Source organism: Methylopila capsulata (assembly GCF_016907975.1).
GTDB lineage: Bacteria > Pseudomonadota > Alphaproteobacteria > Rhizobiales > Methylopilaceae > Methylopila > Methylopila capsulata.
Map to the genome: position 1 here is coordinate 546,650 of NZ_JAFBCY010000002.1, position 16,236 is coordinate 562,885.

At 67.1% G+C, this 16,236-nt stretch carries 21 protein-coding genes; 11 read left to right on the top strand and 10 right to left on the bottom strand.

All coding sequences use genetic code 11. From position 1 onward, the window contains the following. Nucleotides 1-18 precede the first annotated feature (18 nt). Both JOD31_RS08265 and JOD31_RS08270 read left to right on the top strand, forming a co-directional pair. Nucleotides 19-849 (top strand): SDR family NAD(P)-dependent oxidoreductase, encoded by an 831-nt coding sequence (locus JOD31_RS08265; RefSeq protein ID WP_204949860.1) that lies wholly within the window; start codon nucleotides 19-21, stop codon nucleotides 847-849. A 41-nt stretch (nucleotides 850-890) separates the two neighbouring features. Beyond that, complete coding sequence (locus tag JOD31_RS08270; RefSeq protein ID WP_204949861.1) at nucleotides 891-1,844, top strand: NHL repeat-containing protein; 954 nt, start codon at nucleotides 891-893, stop codon at nucleotides 1,842-1,844. Between the two features lie 77 nt (nucleotides 1,845-1,921). Here JOD31_RS08270 and JOD31_RS08275 read toward each other — a convergent pair whose 3' ends face one another. The 6 genes from JOD31_RS08275 to JOD31_RS08300 all read right to left on the bottom strand — a co-directional run bounded on the left by JOD31_RS08275 (nucleotide 1,922) and on the right by JOD31_RS08300 (nucleotide 5,682). Further along, nucleotides 1,922-2,107 carry a tannase/feruloyl esterase family alpha/beta hydrolase gene (locus JOD31_RS08275; RefSeq protein WP_271206110.1) on the bottom strand — a complete coding sequence of 62 codons (186 nt, stop codon included), beginning with the start codon at nucleotides 2,105-2,107 and terminating at the stop codon, nucleotides 1,922-1,924. Nucleotides 2,108-2,232: 125 nt separating this feature from the next. Continuing rightward, nucleotides 2,233-2,568 carry a hypothetical protein gene (locus JOD31_RS08280; RefSeq protein WP_204949865.1) on the bottom strand — a complete coding sequence of 112 codons (336 nt, stop codon included), beginning with the start codon at nucleotides 2,566-2,568 and terminating at the stop codon, nucleotides 2,233-2,235. Continuing rightward, nucleotides 2,550-3,377: a tannase/feruloyl esterase family alpha/beta hydrolase gene (locus JOD31_RS08285; protein ID WP_204949867.1), complete on the bottom strand. Its 828-nt coding sequence runs from the start codon at nucleotides 3,375-3,377 to the stop codon at nucleotides 2,550-2,552. Before JOD31_RS08285 ends, JOD31_RS08280 begins: the two co-directional genes overlap by 19 nt. Nucleotides 3,378-3,545: 168 nt before the next feature. Beyond that, complete coding sequence (locus tag JOD31_RS08290; protein ID WP_204949869.1) at nucleotides 3,546-4,529, bottom strand: saccharopine dehydrogenase family protein; 984 nt, start codon at nucleotides 4,527-4,529, stop codon at nucleotides 3,546-3,548. Nucleotides 4,530-4,531: 2 nt separating this feature from the next. Further along, a complete protein-coding gene (locus JOD31_RS08295; RefSeq protein ID WP_204949870.1) occupies nucleotides 4,532-4,927 on the bottom strand; it encodes a VOC family protein in 396 nt (131 codons plus the stop codon). A gap of 11 nt (nucleotides 4,928-4,938) precedes the next feature. Next, nucleotides 4,939-5,682 (bottom strand): SDR family NAD(P)-dependent oxidoreductase, encoded by a 744-nt coding sequence (locus JOD31_RS08300; RefSeq protein WP_204949871.1) that lies wholly within the window; start codon nucleotides 5,680-5,682, stop codon nucleotides 4,939-4,941. A gap of 136 nt (nucleotides 5,683-5,818) precedes the next feature. On the opposite strand from JOD31_RS08300, the gene JOD31_RS08305 reads away from it, so the two are divergent. Next, nucleotides 5,819-6,718: an AraC family transcriptional regulator gene (locus tag JOD31_RS08305; protein ID WP_204950415.1), complete on the top strand. Its 900-nt coding sequence runs from the start codon at nucleotides 5,819-5,821 to the stop codon at nucleotides 6,716-6,718. A gap of 225 nt (nucleotides 6,719-6,943) precedes the next feature. On the opposite strand, the gene JOD31_RS08310 is transcribed toward JOD31_RS08305, so the two are convergent. After that, nucleotides 6,944-7,687 (bottom strand): SDR family NAD(P)-dependent oxidoreductase, encoded by a 744-nt coding sequence (locus JOD31_RS08310; protein ID WP_204949872.1) that lies wholly within the window; start codon nucleotides 7,685-7,687, stop codon nucleotides 6,944-6,946. Nucleotides 7,688-7,813: 126 nt separating this feature from the next. On the opposite strand from JOD31_RS08310, the gene JOD31_RS08315 reads away from it, so the two are divergent. From JOD31_RS08315 to JOD31_RS08330, 4 genes are all read left to right on the top strand, one after another. Next, nucleotides 7,814-8,416, top strand: a complete 603-nt coding sequence (locus JOD31_RS08315) for a TetR/AcrR family transcriptional regulator (protein WP_271206111.1) — start codon at nucleotides 7,814-7,816, stop codon at nucleotides 8,414-8,416. Nucleotides 8,417-8,610: 194 nt separating this feature from the next. Beyond that, nucleotides 8,611-9,084 carry a nuclear transport factor 2 family protein gene (locus tag JOD31_RS08320; RefSeq protein WP_204949874.1) on the top strand — a complete coding sequence of 158 codons (474 nt, stop codon included), beginning with the start codon at nucleotides 8,611-8,613 and terminating at the stop codon, nucleotides 9,082-9,084. Between the two features lie 8 nt (nucleotides 9,085-9,092). Continuing rightward, the gene (locus JOD31_RS08325; RefSeq protein WP_204949876.1) at nucleotides 9,093-9,821 is read left to right on the top strand and encodes an SDR family oxidoreductase; all 729 of its coding nucleotides are present in this window, start codon (nucleotides 9,093-9,095) and stop codon (nucleotides 9,819-9,821) included. 515 nt (nucleotides 9,822-10,336) lie between these two features. Beyond that, nucleotides 10,337-10,606, top strand: a complete 270-nt coding sequence (locus tag JOD31_RS08330) for a cation:proton antiporter domain-containing protein (RefSeq protein WP_246482395.1) — start codon at nucleotides 10,337-10,339, stop codon at nucleotides 10,604-10,606. A gap of 171 nt (nucleotides 10,607-10,777) precedes the next feature. Here JOD31_RS08330 and JOD31_RS08335 read toward each other — a convergent pair whose 3' ends face one another. Further along, a complete protein-coding gene (locus tag JOD31_RS08335; RefSeq protein ID WP_204949877.1) occupies nucleotides 10,778-11,665 on the bottom strand; it encodes a LysR family transcriptional regulator in 888 nt (295 codons plus the stop codon). Between the two features lie 96 nt (nucleotides 11,666-11,761). On the opposite strand from JOD31_RS08335, the gene JOD31_RS08340 reads away from it, so the two are divergent. The 4 genes from JOD31_RS08340 (at nucleotide 11,762) to JOD31_RS08355 (ending at nucleotide 14,698) form a co-directional block, all read left to right on the top strand. Continuing rightward, nucleotides 11,762-12,502, top strand: coding sequence for an SDR family oxidoreductase (locus tag JOD31_RS08340; RefSeq protein ID WP_204949879.1), 741 nt, complete (start codon nucleotides 11,762-11,764; stop codon nucleotides 12,500-12,502). A 99-nt stretch (nucleotides 12,503-12,601) separates the two neighbouring features. Then, nucleotides 12,602-13,102, top strand: coding sequence for a DoxX family protein (locus JOD31_RS08345; protein WP_204949881.1), 501 nt, complete (start codon nucleotides 12,602-12,604; stop codon nucleotides 13,100-13,102). Nucleotides 13,103-13,484: 382 nt separating this feature from the next. Continuing rightward, a complete protein-coding gene (locus tag JOD31_RS08350) occupies nucleotides 13,485-14,243 on the top strand; it encodes an SDR family oxidoreductase (protein ID WP_204949882.1) in 759 nt (252 codons plus the stop codon). Between the two features lie 14 nt (nucleotides 14,244-14,257). Then, complete coding sequence (locus tag JOD31_RS08355) at nucleotides 14,258-14,698, top strand: hypothetical protein (RefSeq protein ID WP_204949883.1); 441 nt, start codon at nucleotides 14,258-14,260, stop codon at nucleotides 14,696-14,698. 6 nt (nucleotides 14,699-14,704) lie between these two features. On the opposite strand, the gene JOD31_RS08360 is transcribed toward JOD31_RS08355, so the two are convergent. Then, nucleotides 14,705-15,604: a sigma-70 family RNA polymerase sigma factor gene (locus JOD31_RS08360; protein ID WP_204949884.1), complete on the bottom strand. Its 900-nt coding sequence runs from the start codon at nucleotides 15,602-15,604 to the stop codon at nucleotides 14,705-14,707. Next, entirely contained in the window at nucleotides 15,591-15,986 is a 396-nt protein-coding gene (locus JOD31_RS08365; protein ID WP_204949885.1) for a hypothetical protein, read from the bottom strand. The genes JOD31_RS08360 and JOD31_RS08365 overlap by 14 nt, the downstream gene beginning before the upstream one ends. Nucleotides 15,987-16,236 lie beyond the last annotated feature (250 nt).

A 16,236-nucleotide genomic window follows, 5' to 3' on the forward strand; every position in this document is an offset into this window, starting at 1 on the left:
ACCGACAGGGGAACAGACATGAGCCTGCAAGCATCCGACAGAGCCCTAAACCCGAGCCAGAACCTCCGCCGCTACGGGCCTTGGGCGCTCGTAACGGGCGCGTCCGACGGGATCGGGCGCGCCATCGCCGAGCAGCTCGCCCAGGACGGCTTCAACCTCGTTCTGGTCGCCCGGCGGCAGGATGCGCTCGATGCGCTCGCCGCCGAACTCAGCCGGACCGGCGTCGAGACACGCGTCGTGGCGAGCGATCTCGGCCCCCGCGGCGGGGCCGCGCAGCTCGACAAGGCGACGGCCGAACTGGACATCGGACTGGTCGTCGCGGCCGCGGGGTTCGGAACCTCCGGCGCGCTGCTCGAGGCGACGCTCGAGACCGAGCTCGACATGGTCGACCTCAACTGCCGCTCGGTCGTCGAGGTTTCCACCGTGTTCGGCCGTCGTCTGGCCGCCCGAGGCCGCGGCGGGATCGTGCTGTTCAGCTCGGTCGTGGCGTTCCAGGGGACGCCGGGCGCGGTCAACTACGCGTCGACCAAGGCCTTCGTGCAGACCTTCGCTGAGGGGCTCGCGCGCGAGCTGAAGCCAAGCGGTGTCGATGTCTTGGCCACCGCGCCGGGGCCGACCCACAGCGGCTTCGCCAGCCGCGCGAACATGACGATGGGTTTCGCCGCGACCACCAAGGACGTCGCACGCGCCACGGTCGCGGCCCTCGGTCGCTCCGGGACCGTCCATCCGGGCTTCGTCGCGAAGCTCCTCGGGTGGTCGCTTCGGCCCCTGCCGCGCTGGGCGCGCACAACGATCATGGGACAGGCGATGGCCAGCATGCGCCCGAAGAAGACGGCCGTCGCCGCTTGATGGCGTCGCCGACGAAAACTCCAGATCAGGAGGACTGAACGATGCGAACACAAAGCCGGAAAGCGCTTGCGACCGTAGGCTTCGCCGCGGGCCTCCCTCTCGCCGCCGCGTCCGCCTCATGGGCGGATCAGGCGGTCATTTCCCTCCCGGGTGGCTCACCGTTTCCCGAAAGCCTGACGGCGACGGCGGACGGAACGCTCTACGCCGGAAGCCTCACCAACGGCGGCATCGTGCGCGCGAAGCCCGGATCGACGGCGGCCGAGGTCTGGATCAAGCCGGGAGCCTTCGGCACGCGCTCGACCTTCGGCGTGCTCGCCGACGAGGCCAACGGCCTGCTCTGGGTTTGCTCCAACGACGCCTCCCAGCTCGGGGCCAGGGGCCCGAACGAGGTCGAGGGCTCGTTCGTGAAGGGCTTCGACCTCAAGACCGGCGAGGGCCGGATCAGCGTCGAACTGCCGTCCAAGCCCGCGATCTGCAACGACATGGCGATAGGCTCCGACAAGGCGCTCTACGTCTCGAACACGGCCCAGCCGCAGATTCTTCGCCTGGCCTTCGGTGAATCGAAGCTGGAGGTCTGGGCGCAGGACGACCGTCTGAAGGGGGGCCTCGACGGCCTCGCGTTCGGCGCCGACGGCTTCCTCTACGCCAACACCTTAATCAGCGGCGAACTGTTCCGCTTCGAGGCGAAGGCCGGGTCGGTCGGCAAGATCGACAAGATCGAGACGCCCCGGCCGCTGAAGTTCCCGGACGGACTCAAGGCCGACGGGACCGGCTTCCTCATGGTCGAAGGCGGCGGCCCCCTGTCGCGGGTCACGGTCGAAGGCGGGAAGGCGACGCTCACGACCATCAAGGACTTCGCCGGACCGACGGGACTCGCCCGCGTCGGCGACGTGATCTGGGTCTCCGAAGGTCAGATCGTGAATCTCTTCGACCCTTCCAAGAAGGGGCAGACGCCGACGAGCTTCACGTTCCGATCAGTCAAGTCCGACCAATAGATGCCGTTATGAAGCGAGCATCTGATTCCACCGATGCTCGCTTTCCGTAGGTTGTGATCAAGCGCGAGGCAAACCAGTTACTTGCAGGCGTAGCTCGAGGCCGACTTCGCCGATCCCTCGCCGCGATAGGTGATCTTGAGGGGATAGACGCAGAGCGGAAGCGAGACGCTCGCGTCGCTCGACTTGATTTCCAGCGTTCCCGGCGCCTTTCCGCCCTCGACCCAGTTCTGAAGCGCGACGAACATCTCGTCGCCTCCCGACACCGGCTGGGCACGGCCACGGACGGCACGCCCTCAGAACGTCCGCTGTGGGTGAAGCCGGGGATCAGGTAGGAGCGGAAGAACGTCTGCACCGCCTCGGCCCCGCCCATCCGCGACATGACGCTCTCCTAGTAGTGGATCGACCCTTGGGCTGGGATGTATTCGCCAGCAAGGCCTTGGTACATCACGATCTTGCCGCCCGAGGCCGACAGGCCGGAGAGGCCGGGGTTGTCGGTGTTGATGTGGCCGAACTTCCGCTGCATGGCGACGCCCCGGGCCTGCGCTTCGGCAAGCCCCGCGTACCCAAGAGTTTCAAGCCAGCGGTTGGCGCCTTTGCCCTTCGCGTTGTTGAAGAACATGCTGCCGAGCGTCGGGTCATGCATCTCGAGCGCCGTCTGGTCGGCCGCGAGTAAGATGCCGGGCGCGCCTCCGGCCGGGGTGGTCTTCAGGTCGGCGTCGCGCATCCAGCCGAACCAGGTCCGCTTCTTGTCCGAGAGAAGCTTGTCGCCCCGTTGTCGACCGCGGGCGCAGGCGCCGAGCCGTCGAGCGTCTGCCCGTACCAGATCTTGTTGATCACCGCCGCTTCCGCCTTGGTGAGGCAGGCCTGCGCGCCGCCCGAGGCCGGCTCCTTGCACAGGATCGCCGCGTCCTGCGTGGCGTCGTATCGGCATGACAGCGGGTCGATCAGAAAGCCGAGTTCGGCCCCGCCGCAGGCCTTGATGACCGCCTTGTTGGCCGCGGTCAGTTTCTCCGACGCGATGAGCGCACCCAGATCCTGCTTCATCGCGATCTGGGCATAGAGGCCGGCCGTATGGTAGCGGTTCCAGTTGATAGCGGGCGCGCCGACCAGGACGCCGTCAAAGTCGTCGGGGAACGCCTGCGTGATCTTGAGTCCTTGGCGGCCGCCGGTGGAGAAGCCGTCCCAGTACGCGAACTCGTGCGGCCGGCCGTAGTAGAGCTTGGTCAGCGCCTTGGTCTTCTGCGCGACCTCGTGCAGGCTGCGCTCCGAGAAGTCCTTCCAGCCGACCGTGTTCACGCCGCCGTCCGGGGTCATGGCGAAGGAAGGGTCGATCACCGATCCAGCATGGCCGTTGTCGGACGTGGCCACGACGAAGCCCTTGCCCGCGGCCGCCGCATGGAGATCGTCGCCGGCGACCAGGGAAAGGCTCGCCTGCGGGGTGCCCGACCAGCCGCTGTTGCCGTAGGCGCGGATGCGTCTGTTCCAGCCGTCGTGACGGGGAAGCAGCACTTCGATGCCGATGCCTGCCGACATCGACGGGGCGCCGGCGGGGCCAGGATTGCCGGGGCCGACAAGCAGCTTGACCAGGCACAGATCCGCACCTCAGTCGGGAGCGCTCGTCTCAGCCTGACCCAGAGGCGCCGTTGAGAAGGTCTGCTAAGTGGCTACTCCGAAATGGCGGCCTCTGGCCCTCCAGATCCGTCACATGTCGATAATGCGGGTATCTGCGATGGTCTCGGCAAAGCCGTCGCCGAACAGACTTGCTGGCGTCAAAAAGCCCGGGCGAACCTCGCCGCTCAGAATTCGCCGTGCGGCCTCAACCGCCGCCATCGGCGTGAAGGTGTACCCGTTGACGGTGTCGAGCACGGAACGAACGACAGTCCCATCCGCTCCGGTCACCTCGACTGCGGCCTGATATCGGTTGGCCTCCCGCTGCTCGGCCGTTGGACCATCGGAAAGAGAAGTAAGATCGCCCGAGGGGAAGGCGTCCCCGGAGACGTGCACGAAGGTTTCGATGTTCGGGATCCTAGTGTCTCGCCAGATCGTCACGAGGTCGGGCAACGTCACCGGGAAGCACGTCTTCGGTCCTGCGCCGAAATCGAAGTCGCGCAGATCTGAAGGGCTTCGACCTGTTAGCGCGCCGTCGACGCGTTCGAGGCACTCGCCCGTTACGTTCTCAGTCGCACTGATTGCCGACCCCCGGGACATCGCGCCTGAGACGTGGAGCGCTACCCGCAGTCGGATCGGCGTTGTGACGCGCGCCGCGGCGTGACCCGCAAGGCTCCCGAGCATGGCGACGCTTCCGCCGCTCCCCGGCAGCAGCATCACGCCCGCCTCAGTCGCGGCCTCATCGAGCTCTTCGGCGAGGCGGTAGCTGTCCAGTTCCGCGGCGACGTCGAGGTAGTGAGTCCTCGACCGGATCGCGGCGTTTATCAACGGCGCGGCGGTGCGCATGAACGGGCCAGCGCAGTTTAGCAGCGCCTGAACATCCGACAGCGCCTCGTCGATCGCGGGACCGTCCTCAAGGCCGAACGCCCGGTGGTCGCCTCCAAGCTCCGCAGCCAGCCTCGAGAGCCGAGCTCCGTCACGGCCACCCAGCACAAGGTCAAGTCCCGCCGCCTTGGCGCGCTCGGCCGCCATGCGTCCAGTATAGCCGGTCGCGCCGTAGATCATCAGCTTGGTCATGGTCAGTGCTGCCAGTTCTTGTGGACGAACTCGAGGCTGTAGCCATCGGGATCGAGGACGTTCGCCGCGTAGTAGTTGGGGTCGTAGTGGAGCCGGGCGCCGGGCGCGCCGTTGTCCGTGGCGCCCGCGGCGATCGCCGCGGCGTAGGCGGCGTCAACCTCGGAATAGCTGTTCGCTACGAAGCCGACATGCGCTGCGCGGCCATCGACCACGCCCTGGCGCAGCCAGAGGAACATCCGCCCCCCGGCGCCAAACCCTTTGAGGTCAGGATGGCCGGGCGGTCCGTCCTTGCCGTCGTAGTCGAGGCGGTCGCGGACGCCGAGGGGAGCGAGCGCCGCCGCATAGAACGCGGTCGACCGCTCGAGATCGCTTACGGACAGGAAGACATGATCGAGCATGGCGCTTCTCCTCAGATCACATAGCCGCCCGCGACCTCGATCGACTGGGCGTTGATCCAGCGGTTCTCGTCTGAAAGCAGGCTTGCGATCACGCTGCCGACCTCCTCTGACTCGCCTACGCGGCCAAGCGCCGTCTGGGAGGCGAGCATGGCTTCGAACTCGGCGGTCAGGCCGCCGCCGAGTTCGGTGCGGATGGCCCCGGGCGCGACCGAGTTGGCGCGGATGCCGCGGTCGCCGAACTCCTTCGCCATGTACCGCGTCAGCACCTCAAGCCCGCCTTTGAAGCTCGCATAGGGCGCGACGCCCGCTGTCGCCACGCGGACGGTCGCGCTGGTGACGTTCACGACCTGGCCGCCATCGTTGATGAGCGGCAGAAGCGCCTGCGTGAGGAAGAACGGACCCTTGAGGTGGACGTTGAACAGGCCGTCGAACTCGGCCTCTGTGACGGTCGCGATCGGGTTGTAGAGGCCGAAGCCGCCGTTGTTCACGAGCCCGTCGATGCCGCCCCGGTCCCACGTCGCGCGTAGCGCCGAGCGGACGGCCTCGCTGAATGCGGGAAAGGAGGCGACGTCCGTGACGTCAAGCTTCAGGGCGACGGCGTTGCCCCCCTCTACCGTGATGGCGCTCGCGACCTCTTCGGCGGCCTTGGTGTTGCTGTTGTAGGTGAGGATCACGCCCATGCCGCGGCGGGCGCATTTCAGTGCGACGGCTGCTCCAATTCCGCGGCTTCCGCCCGTGACGACGACGATCTTCATGTGTGCCTCCAGTGCTTGTTCCTGGAGCGGAAGGTAGTCTCAGCGGTCGTCGTCGCGCTCCCACGTTCCTCCTTCGATTTTGCCTATTTCTGCTTTCCAGTTGTTCGGCTTCGTCGAGCGTGGCAGAAGACCGGTCATGGAAAAGCAACTCGCGGAATTGCGGAAGCTGGCCTCACGGGCGGAGAACAGGCGCACCGAGACAGGCATTCCGCGCGTCGCGATGGTCCAGGGCGAGATCCCCGAGCATCAGCTCGCCGCAGTCTACGATCCGATGGTCAACCTGATCCTCGCCGGCCATAAGACCATGACGGTAGGGGACACGACGTTCCGGTACGACCCGGCGACCTACTTCGTCATGTCGGTGGACTTACCCGCTGTCGGGTCTGTCCACCCTTCGAAGTCCGGCGATCCTTATTTGGCCATCAGCCTGACGCTGGAGCCTGCGGTCGTGGCTGGCCTTCTCGCCGACCTGCCTAAACCTGCGGGCGGCGAGCTCTACGGCTCCGGTTTCTCGGTCGCGCCCGTGACGTCTGTGCTTCTCGACGCCTGGGTCCGGATGCTGCGCCTCATGGATCGACCGGACGAGATCGCGGCGCTCGCGCCGGCCTATGAGCGCGAGCTGCTGTTCCGCGTTCTCCAGGGTCCGCACGGCTGGATGCTGCGCGACATGGCGGCGCCCGGCACGGCGCTCTCGCGCATCGGCGTAGCGATCCAATGGATCCGGCAGAATTTCGCCAAGCCGATCCGGGTCGAGGCGCTGGCCGCGATGGCGACCTTGAGCGTCTCGGCGTTCCACCGTCACTTCAAGGCCATCACCGCACTCAGTCCGCTGCAGTACCAGAAGCGGATCCGGTTGCTGCACGCCCGGTCTCTGCTGGTCGCCGGCGAGGGCAACGCCACGTCTGTCGCCTTCGGGGTTGGGTACGAGAGCGCGAACCAGTTCAGCCGCGAATATGCGCGACTGTTCGGACTGCCCCCGTCGAAGGATGCCGCGGCGATCGCGCGACGGGCTCGGATGGACCGATCGGCGGCCTAACAACTTCCACGGGTATAATCGTAAGTCGTGGCCGCGTGGCCGCAGAAGTAAGGCCGTCAACTCGACCAAGGTTGGACGCCTCAACTGAATCCTAGCCTTGCCGCCATAGGGCGAGCGCGCGCCGGTCCACGGAGGGCACGGCGAGGCTCTTGCCGGGGAAGCCATGGACCGTCTTCACAATCGGAAGAGACGGGGAGCCTGCGGGGGAACAGGCTCCCCAGAGGTTCACAGGCGGGCGGCGCCGCCGTCGACGAACAGCTCGATGCCGTTGATGTAGCCCGCTGTTTCGCCAGCCAGGAACAGGGTAGCAGCTGCGATGTCGTCGGTTGTGCCGATGCGGCCGACGGTGCTCTGGCCGGCGAGGAAGTCGAAGGTCGCCTCCGCCTCCTCGGCCGCGAAGAAACCCTCAAGGCCAGGTGTGCGGACCGGGCCAGGGCTGACGACGTTGATCCGCACGCCGGAGCCCTTGATCTCTTGCACCCACCCGGTAACCAGGGCTCGCACACCGGCCTTTGCGGCCGCGTAGACGCTCATGCCGGCCGGCGCCGCTTTGAAGGCGTTGGAGCCGATCAGGACGATCGAGCCACCTGACGGCATGATGGGCAGGGCGAACTGGACCGAGAAAATCGTGCTTTTCAGGTTCCAGGCCAAAGTCTCGTCGACGTGCTTCTCGGAGACGTTCTGCAGCGCGACCGGCTCACCGCCGCCTGCATTGGCAATCAAGACGTCGAGGTGGCCATGGTCGGCCTTGATGGCATCAAACAGGCGTCGCAGGTCGGCCACCTTGGCGGCGTCGGCGACGATTCCGCTGACGTTCGGCCCGAGCTCGGCGACCGCCTTGTCGAGCCTCTCGGCATTGCGGCCCGTGATGATGGTGCGTGCGCCCGCGTCGGCGAGGGCTTTGGCGATGCCATAGCCGATGCCGGCCGACGCGCCGGTGACCAGGGCAATCTTATTTTTGAAGGTCATGGAAGCTCCGTGGCTGCTGATGTAGCGGTCACTACATTTGAGCCCCACCGAGCGCAAGGGAATTTTTAGCGATCACTAAATAAGAGCCGTCTTGAGTCACCGTGTAGCGGTCGCTATGTAGAATGCGTGAAATCCGTCGATACAAAGATCACCCGCCGGCCGGCGTTCGATCGGCAACAGGGCGTCCGCGTCGCCCAAGCGATGTTCCACGCCCGTGGCTATGACGCCGTAGGCGTGGCAGACCTGACGGCGGCCCTCGATATCAAGCCGCCCAGCCTCTACGCCGCCTACGGTAGCAAGCTCGGCCTTTTCGAGCGGGCGCTGCAGAGCTACGTGGAGACGGACTTTCTGCCGGTAGGCGAGATCCTCGCGACGGACGCCGATCCGGCCCGGGCCCTGACCAACCTTTTCGTCGCCGCGGCGCGTCATTACACCCGCAACCCGGAGCGGCGCGGCTGCATGATCACCGAGGCCATGCGCGCCGACGACGCCGAGGCCGCGGCAGTGGCGAGCGCCTTTGGAGAACGCGGCAGCAAAATCATCCACGACTACATCGTCGCCCACGCGTCGCCCGAGGCGGTAGACCGCATCCTCGACTACGTCTTGGTCAACCTTCGCGGCCTCTCATCCTTCGCCTGCCTCGGCCACACGGCCGAGAAGCTGGTGGGCTGCTCGGAGGTCGCCGGGGGGGCCCTGAAGGCCGAGTTCGCGGCCAGCGCCGCTGGCTGACCTCTGCGAGGCCCGCGCCATCCCCACAGCCTAGGACGCTTTGAAAGCTGCCGCAGCCATCGGGCGCATTGCAACCCGACAAAAAGGCCTCGGACCGGAATTTAGCGACCACTATACTATTGCAGAGACGAAGCGTCGAGCGTATGTAGCGATCGCTATAAGAATAGCGACCTCCGCTCCAACGAAAGAACGCTATGTCCGCCACCCCCGACGCCGTCGCCCGCCTCATCATCGAGAGCGAGGTCCGCCGCCTGCTGGCCCAGTACACCCATAATCTCGACTTCGGGAACGTCGACGCGAACGCCGAACTCTTGGCTGACGCCCAATTCAAGGTCGTCGACGAGTACATCACCGGCAAGGAGAAGATCGCGCAATTCCTGAGGAACAATCTTCAGTATCACTCTGACAACACGCCTCGGACGTGGCACTCCGTCTCCAACGTCCTGATTGAGGTGCAGAGCTCCACCGAGGCCAGTTCGGTCTGCTACTTCACCGTCCACCAGCATACCGACTGCCTGCCGCTTCAGCCGATCGTGACCGGTCGTTACATCGACACCTTCGTGCTTCGTGACGCCAAGTGGCGGTTCGCCTCGCGTGCGGTCGATCCCCGGCTGTTCGGCGACATCAGCCACCATGTGGCCTCCACCCCCGCGCCCGCCGCGACTTGAGAGCGGTCATGACGGGCAAGAGACAGGCGCTAGTTACCGGCGCCAACAAGGGCATCGGCCTCGCCATTGCTCGGGGGCTGGCGCAAGCGGACCTCTCGGTCTGGATAGGCGCGCGCGACCGCGCCCGCGGCGAGGAAGCCGTCGGGCAGCTCCGAGCTGAGGGCCTGGACGTGCGGTTCCTCGAGATAGACGTCGCGGACGAAAATAGCGTCCGTCGCGCGGCCGAGACGGTCGCGAGCGAGATCGGAGTCCTCCATGTCCTCGTGAACAACGCGGGCATTATCCTCGACCGGACGCGGCCGCCCAGCGAGGCTCGGATGGAGGACATCAAGGCCACCTTTGAGGTGAACCTCTATGGCCCCATCAGAGTCACCCAGGCCTTCCTGCCGCTCATGAAGGGGGGCAAGGATGGCCGGATCGTCAACATGGGCAGCGGCGTGGGCTCCCTGGCCCTCATCGTCGACCCGACGTCGATCTACTCAAGCGTGAACTTCCTCGATTACACGACGTCGAAGGTCGCCCTCAACGCGGTGACCGTGGCCTTCGCCAAGGAGCTCGAGCCCCTCGGCATCAAGGTCAACGTCGTCGAGCCCGGGAATGTCCGGACCGACCTCAACGACAACCTGGGCGCGTTGAGCCCGGATGAAGGCGCCGCGACCGCGATCAGGATGGCCCTGATCGATAAGGACGGTCCGACGGGGGGCTTCTTCGGCAGCCACGGCCGCCAGCCCTGGTGATGTTGCCGCCTTGATCACTCGTGATCATAAGGACTACGGCATTGAATGCGACGCCAGCGGAGACCTGTGCGTCGCATTCACTGATACCTCGCCGCGAGCCTTTGGATCGCAAGCCGACAGCGCATGAAGATCGGCACATCAATCGTAAGCGCAGTTGGCCGAACGTCCGCTATACGGGAGCGTGTTCAAGTCCGCTTCTGGCGCCGAGCGGTCGCAAGCCGCCGTCGCTTCGCGCCACGAGCAGACATTGGCCCATCTTTCCGAAGCGAACGTCGGCCCCGTCGCAGCGCCCGGAGCGGGCAGTCCTTGCGCTCTCGATACAGCTGCGCGCTTTCGCGCCCGGCCTCCTCGGGCGAAGCCCCGGACCACTGCGCGGCGGCCAGCTTCCTCGGCTCGCATCTTTGCGCCTCGACGCGGACACAGGCTGAGATCAAGGCTAAAAAGCCGCTCCCGATGGATGAAGTACCGGGGTCACGCCGGTCGCGCTCGCCATCTTGATCATCGCTCTTCTTCTGATGGCCGTCAGTCTGGCCGAGCCCGTCGCGGCGCAGCTCCGGCTGCCGGCGAGCGTGCTGCTCACGATCTTCGGGGTCGCGATCGGGGCGCTGGCGCTGGTGCTGCGCAGCGGTTCGTTCGGGCCGGGGACGCAAGACGTCGCCGAAGCGGTCACGGACATGCCGCTCGGATCGGAGGCGTTGCTGTTCCTGTTTCTGCCCGTTCTGCTGTTTCGGTCCGCGATGAACACGGACGCCCGCCAGCTGGCCGAGGACGCGGGATTAGTTTGACCCGCAGTCAGCCAAGTCGGACACCAATAAAGCGTTAGCGGTTGCGATGCGCGGCGGGTATCGGGCGACCGGTCCGCATCGGCTGTGCCGCTGCCAAACGCTCGGCTGAGCTCCTCCGACCTTCGCTCACGTCTGGGCGGCGGCGGTACCGATCGTCGCTGCCGTAGGACGTCACAGCGCCCGGAAGGTCGACGCCGCCCAATCCAGGAAGACGCGCAGGCGGGGCGCCATCTGCCGGGCTTTCGGGAACAGGGCGGAGAGCGTCGTCGGCGACGGCGGGTATGCGGGAAGCACCTCCACCAGAGCGCCCTCCCGCAGCTCGCGCTCGAACCGATAGACCGGCGCCTGGATCAACCCGAAGCCGAGCCGCGCGAGATCGGCGTTGGTGTCGGCGCTGTTCGACGTCACGCGGCTTGGCAGCATAATTTCGCGGGTCCTGCCGTCGACGGTGAACTCGAGGGGCAGCATCTCGGCCGTCCGCGACGAGACGAACCCGACCATGAGGTGACCGTCCAACTCCTCGATCGATCGCGGCGTCCCATGCCGCGCGAGGTAGGCGGGGCTTGCGACGGTGACCTCGGCGAGCGCGCCGAGCCGCCGCATCGTGAGATTGCTGTCGGCTGGCTCGCCGACCCGGATGGCGCAGTCGACGCCCTCGCGCACGAGATCGACCAGCCGGTCGCTCTGACCGAACTGGATGTCGATCTTCGGATGGCGCTCAAGAAAGGCCTCCAAAGCGGGCAGCAGGAAGGTGCGCGTGAGCAGGCCCGGGGCGTCGACCCGCAGCAGGCCGCGCGGCTCGCCCGCGCGCAGCGTCGCCTCCGCGTCCTCGACATCGGCGAGGATCGCGACGCAGCGTTCGTAGAACTGTCCCCCGTCGAGCGTCGGCGCCACATGACGCGTCGTCCGCTCCAGCAGTTTCGCGCCGAGGCGCGCTTCGAGCCGCCGGATCGTCTCCGTCGCGGTCGAGCGCGACAGGCCGAGGTCGACCGCCGCGTCGGTGAAGCTGCGCCGCTCGACGACGCGGGCGAACAGGCGCAGGGCGTCGAAATGGTCCATGCGCCATTGTTCGCCATAGCCGAACAGAGTTGGCAAGCGCGGGGCGATTATTCAGACGCGAAGCCGGTCCATGTTCAGTTTCCAAGGAGACACCACATGGCCGAACTTTTGAATCGCACCGCGATCGTCACCGGCGGCTCCCGCGGCATCGGCGCGGCGATCAGCCGGCGGCTCGCCGCCGACGGCTTTTCCGTCGTCATCAACTACGCACGCGGCCGGGACGCCGCCGAGGCGCTTGTCGCCGAGATCGCTGCAGCCGGCGGTCGCGCTCTCGCGGTCCAGGCCGATCTGACCGATAGGGCGGCCGCGTCCGCGCTGTTCGACGCGGCGGAGGCCGAATTCGGGGGCGTCGACGTGCTCGTCAACAACGCCGGCGTCATGACGCTGTCTCCGCTCGCCAAGGCCGACGACGCGCTGTTCGAGGCCCATGTCGCAGTCAATCTCGGCGGCGTGTTCCGCGGCCTGCGCGAAGCGGCGAACCGGCTTCGCGACGGTGGGCGCATCGTGAACTTCTCGTCGAGCGTGGTCGGTCTGTACCCACCGGGCTACGCCGTCTACGCCGCGACCAAGGCGGCCGTCGAGGCGATGACCCACGTCCTCGCCAAGGAGCTCGGCCTCCGCGGCGTCACCGTGAACGCGGTCGCGCCGGGCCCGGTCGCGACCGACCTCTTCCTCTCGGGCAAGTCCGAGGAGCAGGTCGCCGCCCTGACCAGAATGATCCCCGCGGGACGTCTCGGCGAGCCGGAGGACATCGCCCGCGTGGTCTCGTTCCTGGCCGGCCCCGACGGGGGCTGGGTCAATGGCCAGGTGGTCCGCGCCAATGGCGGCGCGATCTGAGGCCGCCGACGATGCCGAAGATCGCGCCCCGGCGCCGCCGGGCCGCGGGGTGACCGGAGCCCCGCCGTTCTCCATCAACCTTTTCAGGACCCCATCGCCATGCCGTTGCCTATCGCTTCTGAGGCGCCCAACCGAAACGCCGACGCCAGACTGGTCATTCCCGGGCTCGCGGGCTTCTACAACCGCGCGTATCCCATGAGCTACGCGGCGCTCAGGATCGCCTGCGGGCTGACGCTGGTCACCCATGGCCTGCCGAAGATCATGGGGACCGCCCATGGGTCCATGGCGGACCCGATGGCGGGCTCCACGCGGCTGATATCGGAAACGCTCGGACTGCCTTTCGGCGGGGAGCTCGCGTTGTTCGTCGCGATCCTGGAGTTCGCCGGCGGACTGATGCTCGCGGCGGGCCTGCTGACGCGCGTCGTCGCGCCGATGTTTGCGGTCCAGATGGCGGTCATCTGCTGGTTGCTGGGCGCAACCTATCCATGGATCGACCGCGGTTTCGAATATCCTCTGATGCTGGGCTTCACCGCGCTGTTCATCGCCTTCCGCGGCGGCGGCCCGCTGTCGCTCGACAGGATGATTGGGCGCGAGCTCTAGGGCGACGCTCCACGCTCCTGGGACGACCGAACGGATCAGCGCGCCTATGGCGGTCGACCTTCTCCGGCGCGATCCGGCGCGCACGGCACGCCAGCTCCTGCACGATCGTCCCACGAGAGACTGAGGCGGCGACATGCGCCAGAAGCGGTCTTTCGCTTTCTTGCTGAGAGCGGACGCTCGCGTTTGCTGAGCGCTTCGCAAGCTCGCATCGCACATGGCCGTCGATGACGCGACCGCTGACGGCGCGCGAGGCCCCTATAGAAGAATGGGAGCCTTTAGGCGGCAGCGCCGCAGGTTTCGCCACAGCCGATGTCACATCGCCTGTCAGCTCGCTCGTCATGTCGTCGAGGCCCCCGTGGGGACACGACAGATGGAGCGTCGCATGAAGATCGTCGTTATTGGAGGGACGGGCCTGATCGGCTCCCAGCTTGTCGCCAAACTGAACGCCGCGGGACATGAGGTGGTCGCCGCCTCGCCCAACACCGGCGTCAACGCGGTCACGGGCGAAGGGCTCATCGAGGCGATGAAGGGCGCGACGGTGGTGGTCGACGTCGCCAACTCTCCCTCCTTCGCGGACGACGCCGTGCTCGACTTCTTCGTCCGCGCCGGCCGCAACCTCGCAGCCGCCGAGACCGCGGCCGGCGTCTCGCACCACGTCGCGCTGTCGGTCGTCGGGACCGAGCGCCTGCTCGACAGCGGCTACTTCCGGGCGAAGCTCGCGCAGGAGGAGTTGATCGCCTCGTCCGGCATCCCCTGGACGCTGGTGCGGGCCACCCAGTTCTTCGAGTTCGCCGGCGCGATCGCAGGCGCCGCGACGGTCGACGGCGTGACGCGCGCGACGTCACGCGCGATCCAGCCGGTCGCGTCGGCCGATGTCGCCGCGCTTGTCGCGGAGGTCGCGCTGGCGGCGCCGCTGAACGGGATGGTGGAGATCGCGGGCCCGGAGAAGATGCCGGTCGCCACGCTCGTGAAGCTCTATTTCGAGTCCGTCGGCGAGCCGAAGAACGTGCTGGTGGACGATGCGGTGGGCTATTTCGGCACGATCATCGACGATCGCTCCCTGACCCCCGACGAGGGCGCGCGCATCTCAGAGAAGCGGTTCGGCGACTGGGCCGCCGCTCAGCCCCCGCGCGCGATCTGACAGGGCGCACGCCGATGGACGCGGGCTACATCTCGGCGCTCGCCGCCCTTGCCGGCTCGGCCATCGGCGCGCTTGCGTCCTTCGCCACCACATGGCTGACCCAGCACGCCCAGGAGCGCGCCACCCTGTTGGAGCAGGACCGCGCGCGCCGGGAAGCGCTTTATGGAGAGTTCATCCGGGAGGCCTCGACCCTGTTCGGCGACGCCTTCCGGCATGAGCTCGACGATCCGGCCAAGCTCGTGAACCTCTACGCCATCGTCAACAAGATCCGGCTGTTCGGCGAGGCCGGCACGCTCGCGGAGGCCGAGCGCGTCATGCAGCGCATCGGCGAAACCTATTTTTCCCCGAACAAGGATCTGGCCGCCTTCGCGGACATCCGACACGCAGGCGACCTCGACCCGCTCTGCGACTTTTCGCACGCCTGCCGGGCGGAACTCGCAATTGCGCGGCGGTGACCGGCCTCAGTGGGCGCTCGGCGAGGCCGCGCCCCGCCCGAACCGCTCCACGAGCCGCTCCAGCTTGTCGGGGTTGCGCGTGAAGTAGATCCCGACGATCAGGCCGTTCTCGATCTCGAGCGCGACCGTCTGGAACGCGTTCCCCGGCTCGAGGCTGAGATAGCCTGGCAGGCCGTCGATCCAGAGATCCTGCAGCTTCTGCGCATTCTGGATCCACGACTTGCGCGCCACCCCCTCGAACATGCGCGCGACCTTGTCGACGCCGATGATCGGCTGCGGGAAGGCGTGCGCCTTGCCGCCGCCATCCGAGTGCACGACCACTGACTCTGCAAGCATCGCTCGAAGCGCCGCGACGTCCCCGGACGCCGACGCCTCGAAAAACGCTTTAGCGATCGTCGCGCCCTCCTCCCGATCGACAGGGAAGCGCGGCTTTGCCGCCTGCACGTGCTTCCTCGCCCGTGCGGCAAGCTGCCGGATGGCCGGAGCCTCGCGGTCGAGGGTGGTGGCGATCTCGTTGAGCGGCATGCCGAAAACGTCGTGAAGAATGAACGCCGCGCGCTCGAGCGGGGAAAGCCGCTCCAGCGCCAGCATCAGGGTCAGCGTGATGTCGTCGCCGATGTCGTCCTCCGGCGTCGTGGCGAAGGGTTCCGGCAGCCAGGTGCCAAAATAGGTCTCGCGCTGCACGCGGGCGGACTTCATGACGTCGAGGCAGAGCCGCGTGACCGTCCGTGACAGGAACGCTCCAGGCGAGGCGACCTCCGAATGGTCGACCTGCCGCCAGCGGATCCAGGCGTCCTGAACCACGTCTTCCGCCTCGCCGAGCGAGCCGAGCATGCGGTAGGCGAGCCGGACGAGCCGAGGCCGCTCCGCCTGGAACGCGCCTGTCGCCTCGTCAGCGCTCAGCATGGCGCGCCGACCAGACCGTGAGCGCGATCGCGACGAGAGCAGGCGTCGTCACCGCCGGAAAGTCCCTCGCCAGCGCGTCGGGCCCGCAGATCCCGGTGGCGACCTCCCAGAAGTGAAACAGCGCGTGGCCGGACAGCCAGACCGCGCCGGCGCCCCAAAGCAGCGTGCGGACCTCGCGCCGCGCCGCGCCCAGGGCGAAGGCGGACCCGAGGCACACGAAGATCAGCCCGATGTCGCGGAGGAAGTGCTGGTTGAACGGACCCGTCGTGGTGACGCCCGGTATGGCGAAGTACCACGCCTGCGGATCCGCGAGCATGTAGAGGCCGTTCGCCGCGAGGCCGGCGCCGAACACGAGAGCGAAGGTCAAAATCGCCTTGGTCATGAAGATGTCCCCAAACGGAATGTTCGGGGCTGTGACGAGCCGGCGTCGGCGCATGTGACATCGTGCGGGAGATATTCGCTCGAACCTGCTTCTCGCAGCGAAAGGCGGGCGCGACCGAAGCCTTCAAGACGCCCTCCCCAGGGCAATGGCGACGGGCGCCCGAGGCGATTTCCCTCCAGCATGTCACATCCCGGCCGGGCCGCTCGTCTTCCCTTCGCGACGTCCGAACGCCGGCGTCGCGCGACCGGAG

What these genes read in the sequence shown, in the direction of transcription:
- JOD31_RS08265 (WP_204949860.1), top strand. Translation starts at nt 19, where the DNA reads ATGAGCCTGCAAGCATCCGACAGAGCCCTAAACCCGAGCCAGAACCTC.
- JOD31_RS08270 (WP_204949861.1), top strand. Translation starts at nt 891, where the DNA reads ATGCGAACACAAAGCCGGAAAGCGCTTGCGACCGTAGGCTTCGCCGCG.
- JOD31_RS08280 (WP_204949865.1), bottom strand. Translation starts at nt 2,568, where the DNA reads ATGCGCGACGCCGACCTGAAGACCACCCCGGCCGGAGGCGCGCCCGGC.
- JOD31_RS08285 (WP_204949867.1), bottom strand. Translation starts at nt 3,377, where the DNA reads ATGTCGGCAGGCATCGGCATCGAAGTGCTGCTTCCCCGTCACGACGGC.
- JOD31_RS08290 (WP_204949869.1), bottom strand. Translation starts at nt 4,529, where the DNA reads ATGACCAAGCTGATGATCTACGGCGCGACCGGCTATACTGGACGCATG.
- JOD31_RS08295 (WP_204949870.1), bottom strand. Translation starts at nt 4,927, where the DNA reads ATGCTCGATCATGTCTTCCTGTCCGTAAGCGATCTCGAGCGGTCGACC.
- JOD31_RS08300 (WP_204949871.1), bottom strand. Translation starts at nt 5,682, where the DNA reads ATGAAGATCGTCGTCGTCACGGGCGGAAGCCGCGGAATTGGAGCAGCC.
- JOD31_RS08305 (WP_204950415.1), top strand. Translation starts at nt 5,819, where the DNA reads ATGGAAAAGCAACTCGCGGAATTGCGGAAGCTGGCCTCACGGGCGGAG.
- JOD31_RS08310 (WP_204949872.1), bottom strand. Translation starts at nt 7,687, where the DNA reads ATGACCTTCAAAAATAAGATTGCCCTGGTCACCGGCGCGTCGGCCGGC.
- JOD31_RS08320 (WP_204949874.1), top strand. Translation starts at nt 8,611, where the DNA reads ATGTCCGCCACCCCCGACGCCGTCGCCCGCCTCATCATCGAGAGCGAG.
- JOD31_RS08325 (WP_204949876.1), top strand. Translation starts at nt 9,093, where the DNA reads ATGACGGGCAAGAGACAGGCGCTAGTTACCGGCGCCAACAAGGGCATC.
- JOD31_RS08330 (WP_246482395.1), top strand. Translation starts at nt 10,337, where the DNA reads ATGGCCGTCAGTCTGGCCGAGCCCGTCGCGGCGCAGCTCCGGCTGCCG.
- JOD31_RS08335 (WP_204949877.1), bottom strand. Translation starts at nt 11,665, where the DNA reads ATGGACCATTTCGACGCCCTGCGCCTGTTCGCCCGCGTCGTCGAGCGG.
- JOD31_RS08340 (WP_204949879.1), top strand. Translation starts at nt 11,762, where the DNA reads ATGGCCGAACTTTTGAATCGCACCGCGATCGTCACCGGCGGCTCCCGC.
- JOD31_RS08345 (WP_204949881.1), top strand. Translation starts at nt 12,602, where the DNA reads ATGCCGTTGCCTATCGCTTCTGAGGCGCCCAACCGAAACGCCGACGCC.
- JOD31_RS08350 (WP_204949882.1), top strand. Translation starts at nt 13,485, where the DNA reads ATGAAGATCGTCGTTATTGGAGGGACGGGCCTGATCGGCTCCCAGCTT.
- JOD31_RS08355 (WP_204949883.1), top strand. Translation starts at nt 14,258, where the DNA reads ATGGACGCGGGCTACATCTCGGCGCTCGCCGCCCTTGCCGGCTCGGCC.
- JOD31_RS08360 (WP_204949884.1), bottom strand. Translation starts at nt 15,604, where the DNA reads ATGCTGAGCGCTGACGAGGCGACAGGCGCGTTCCAGGCGGAGCGGCCT.
- JOD31_RS08365 (WP_204949885.1), bottom strand. Translation starts at nt 15,986, where the DNA reads ATGACCAAGGCGATTTTGACCTTCGCTCTCGTGTTCGGCGCCGGCCTC.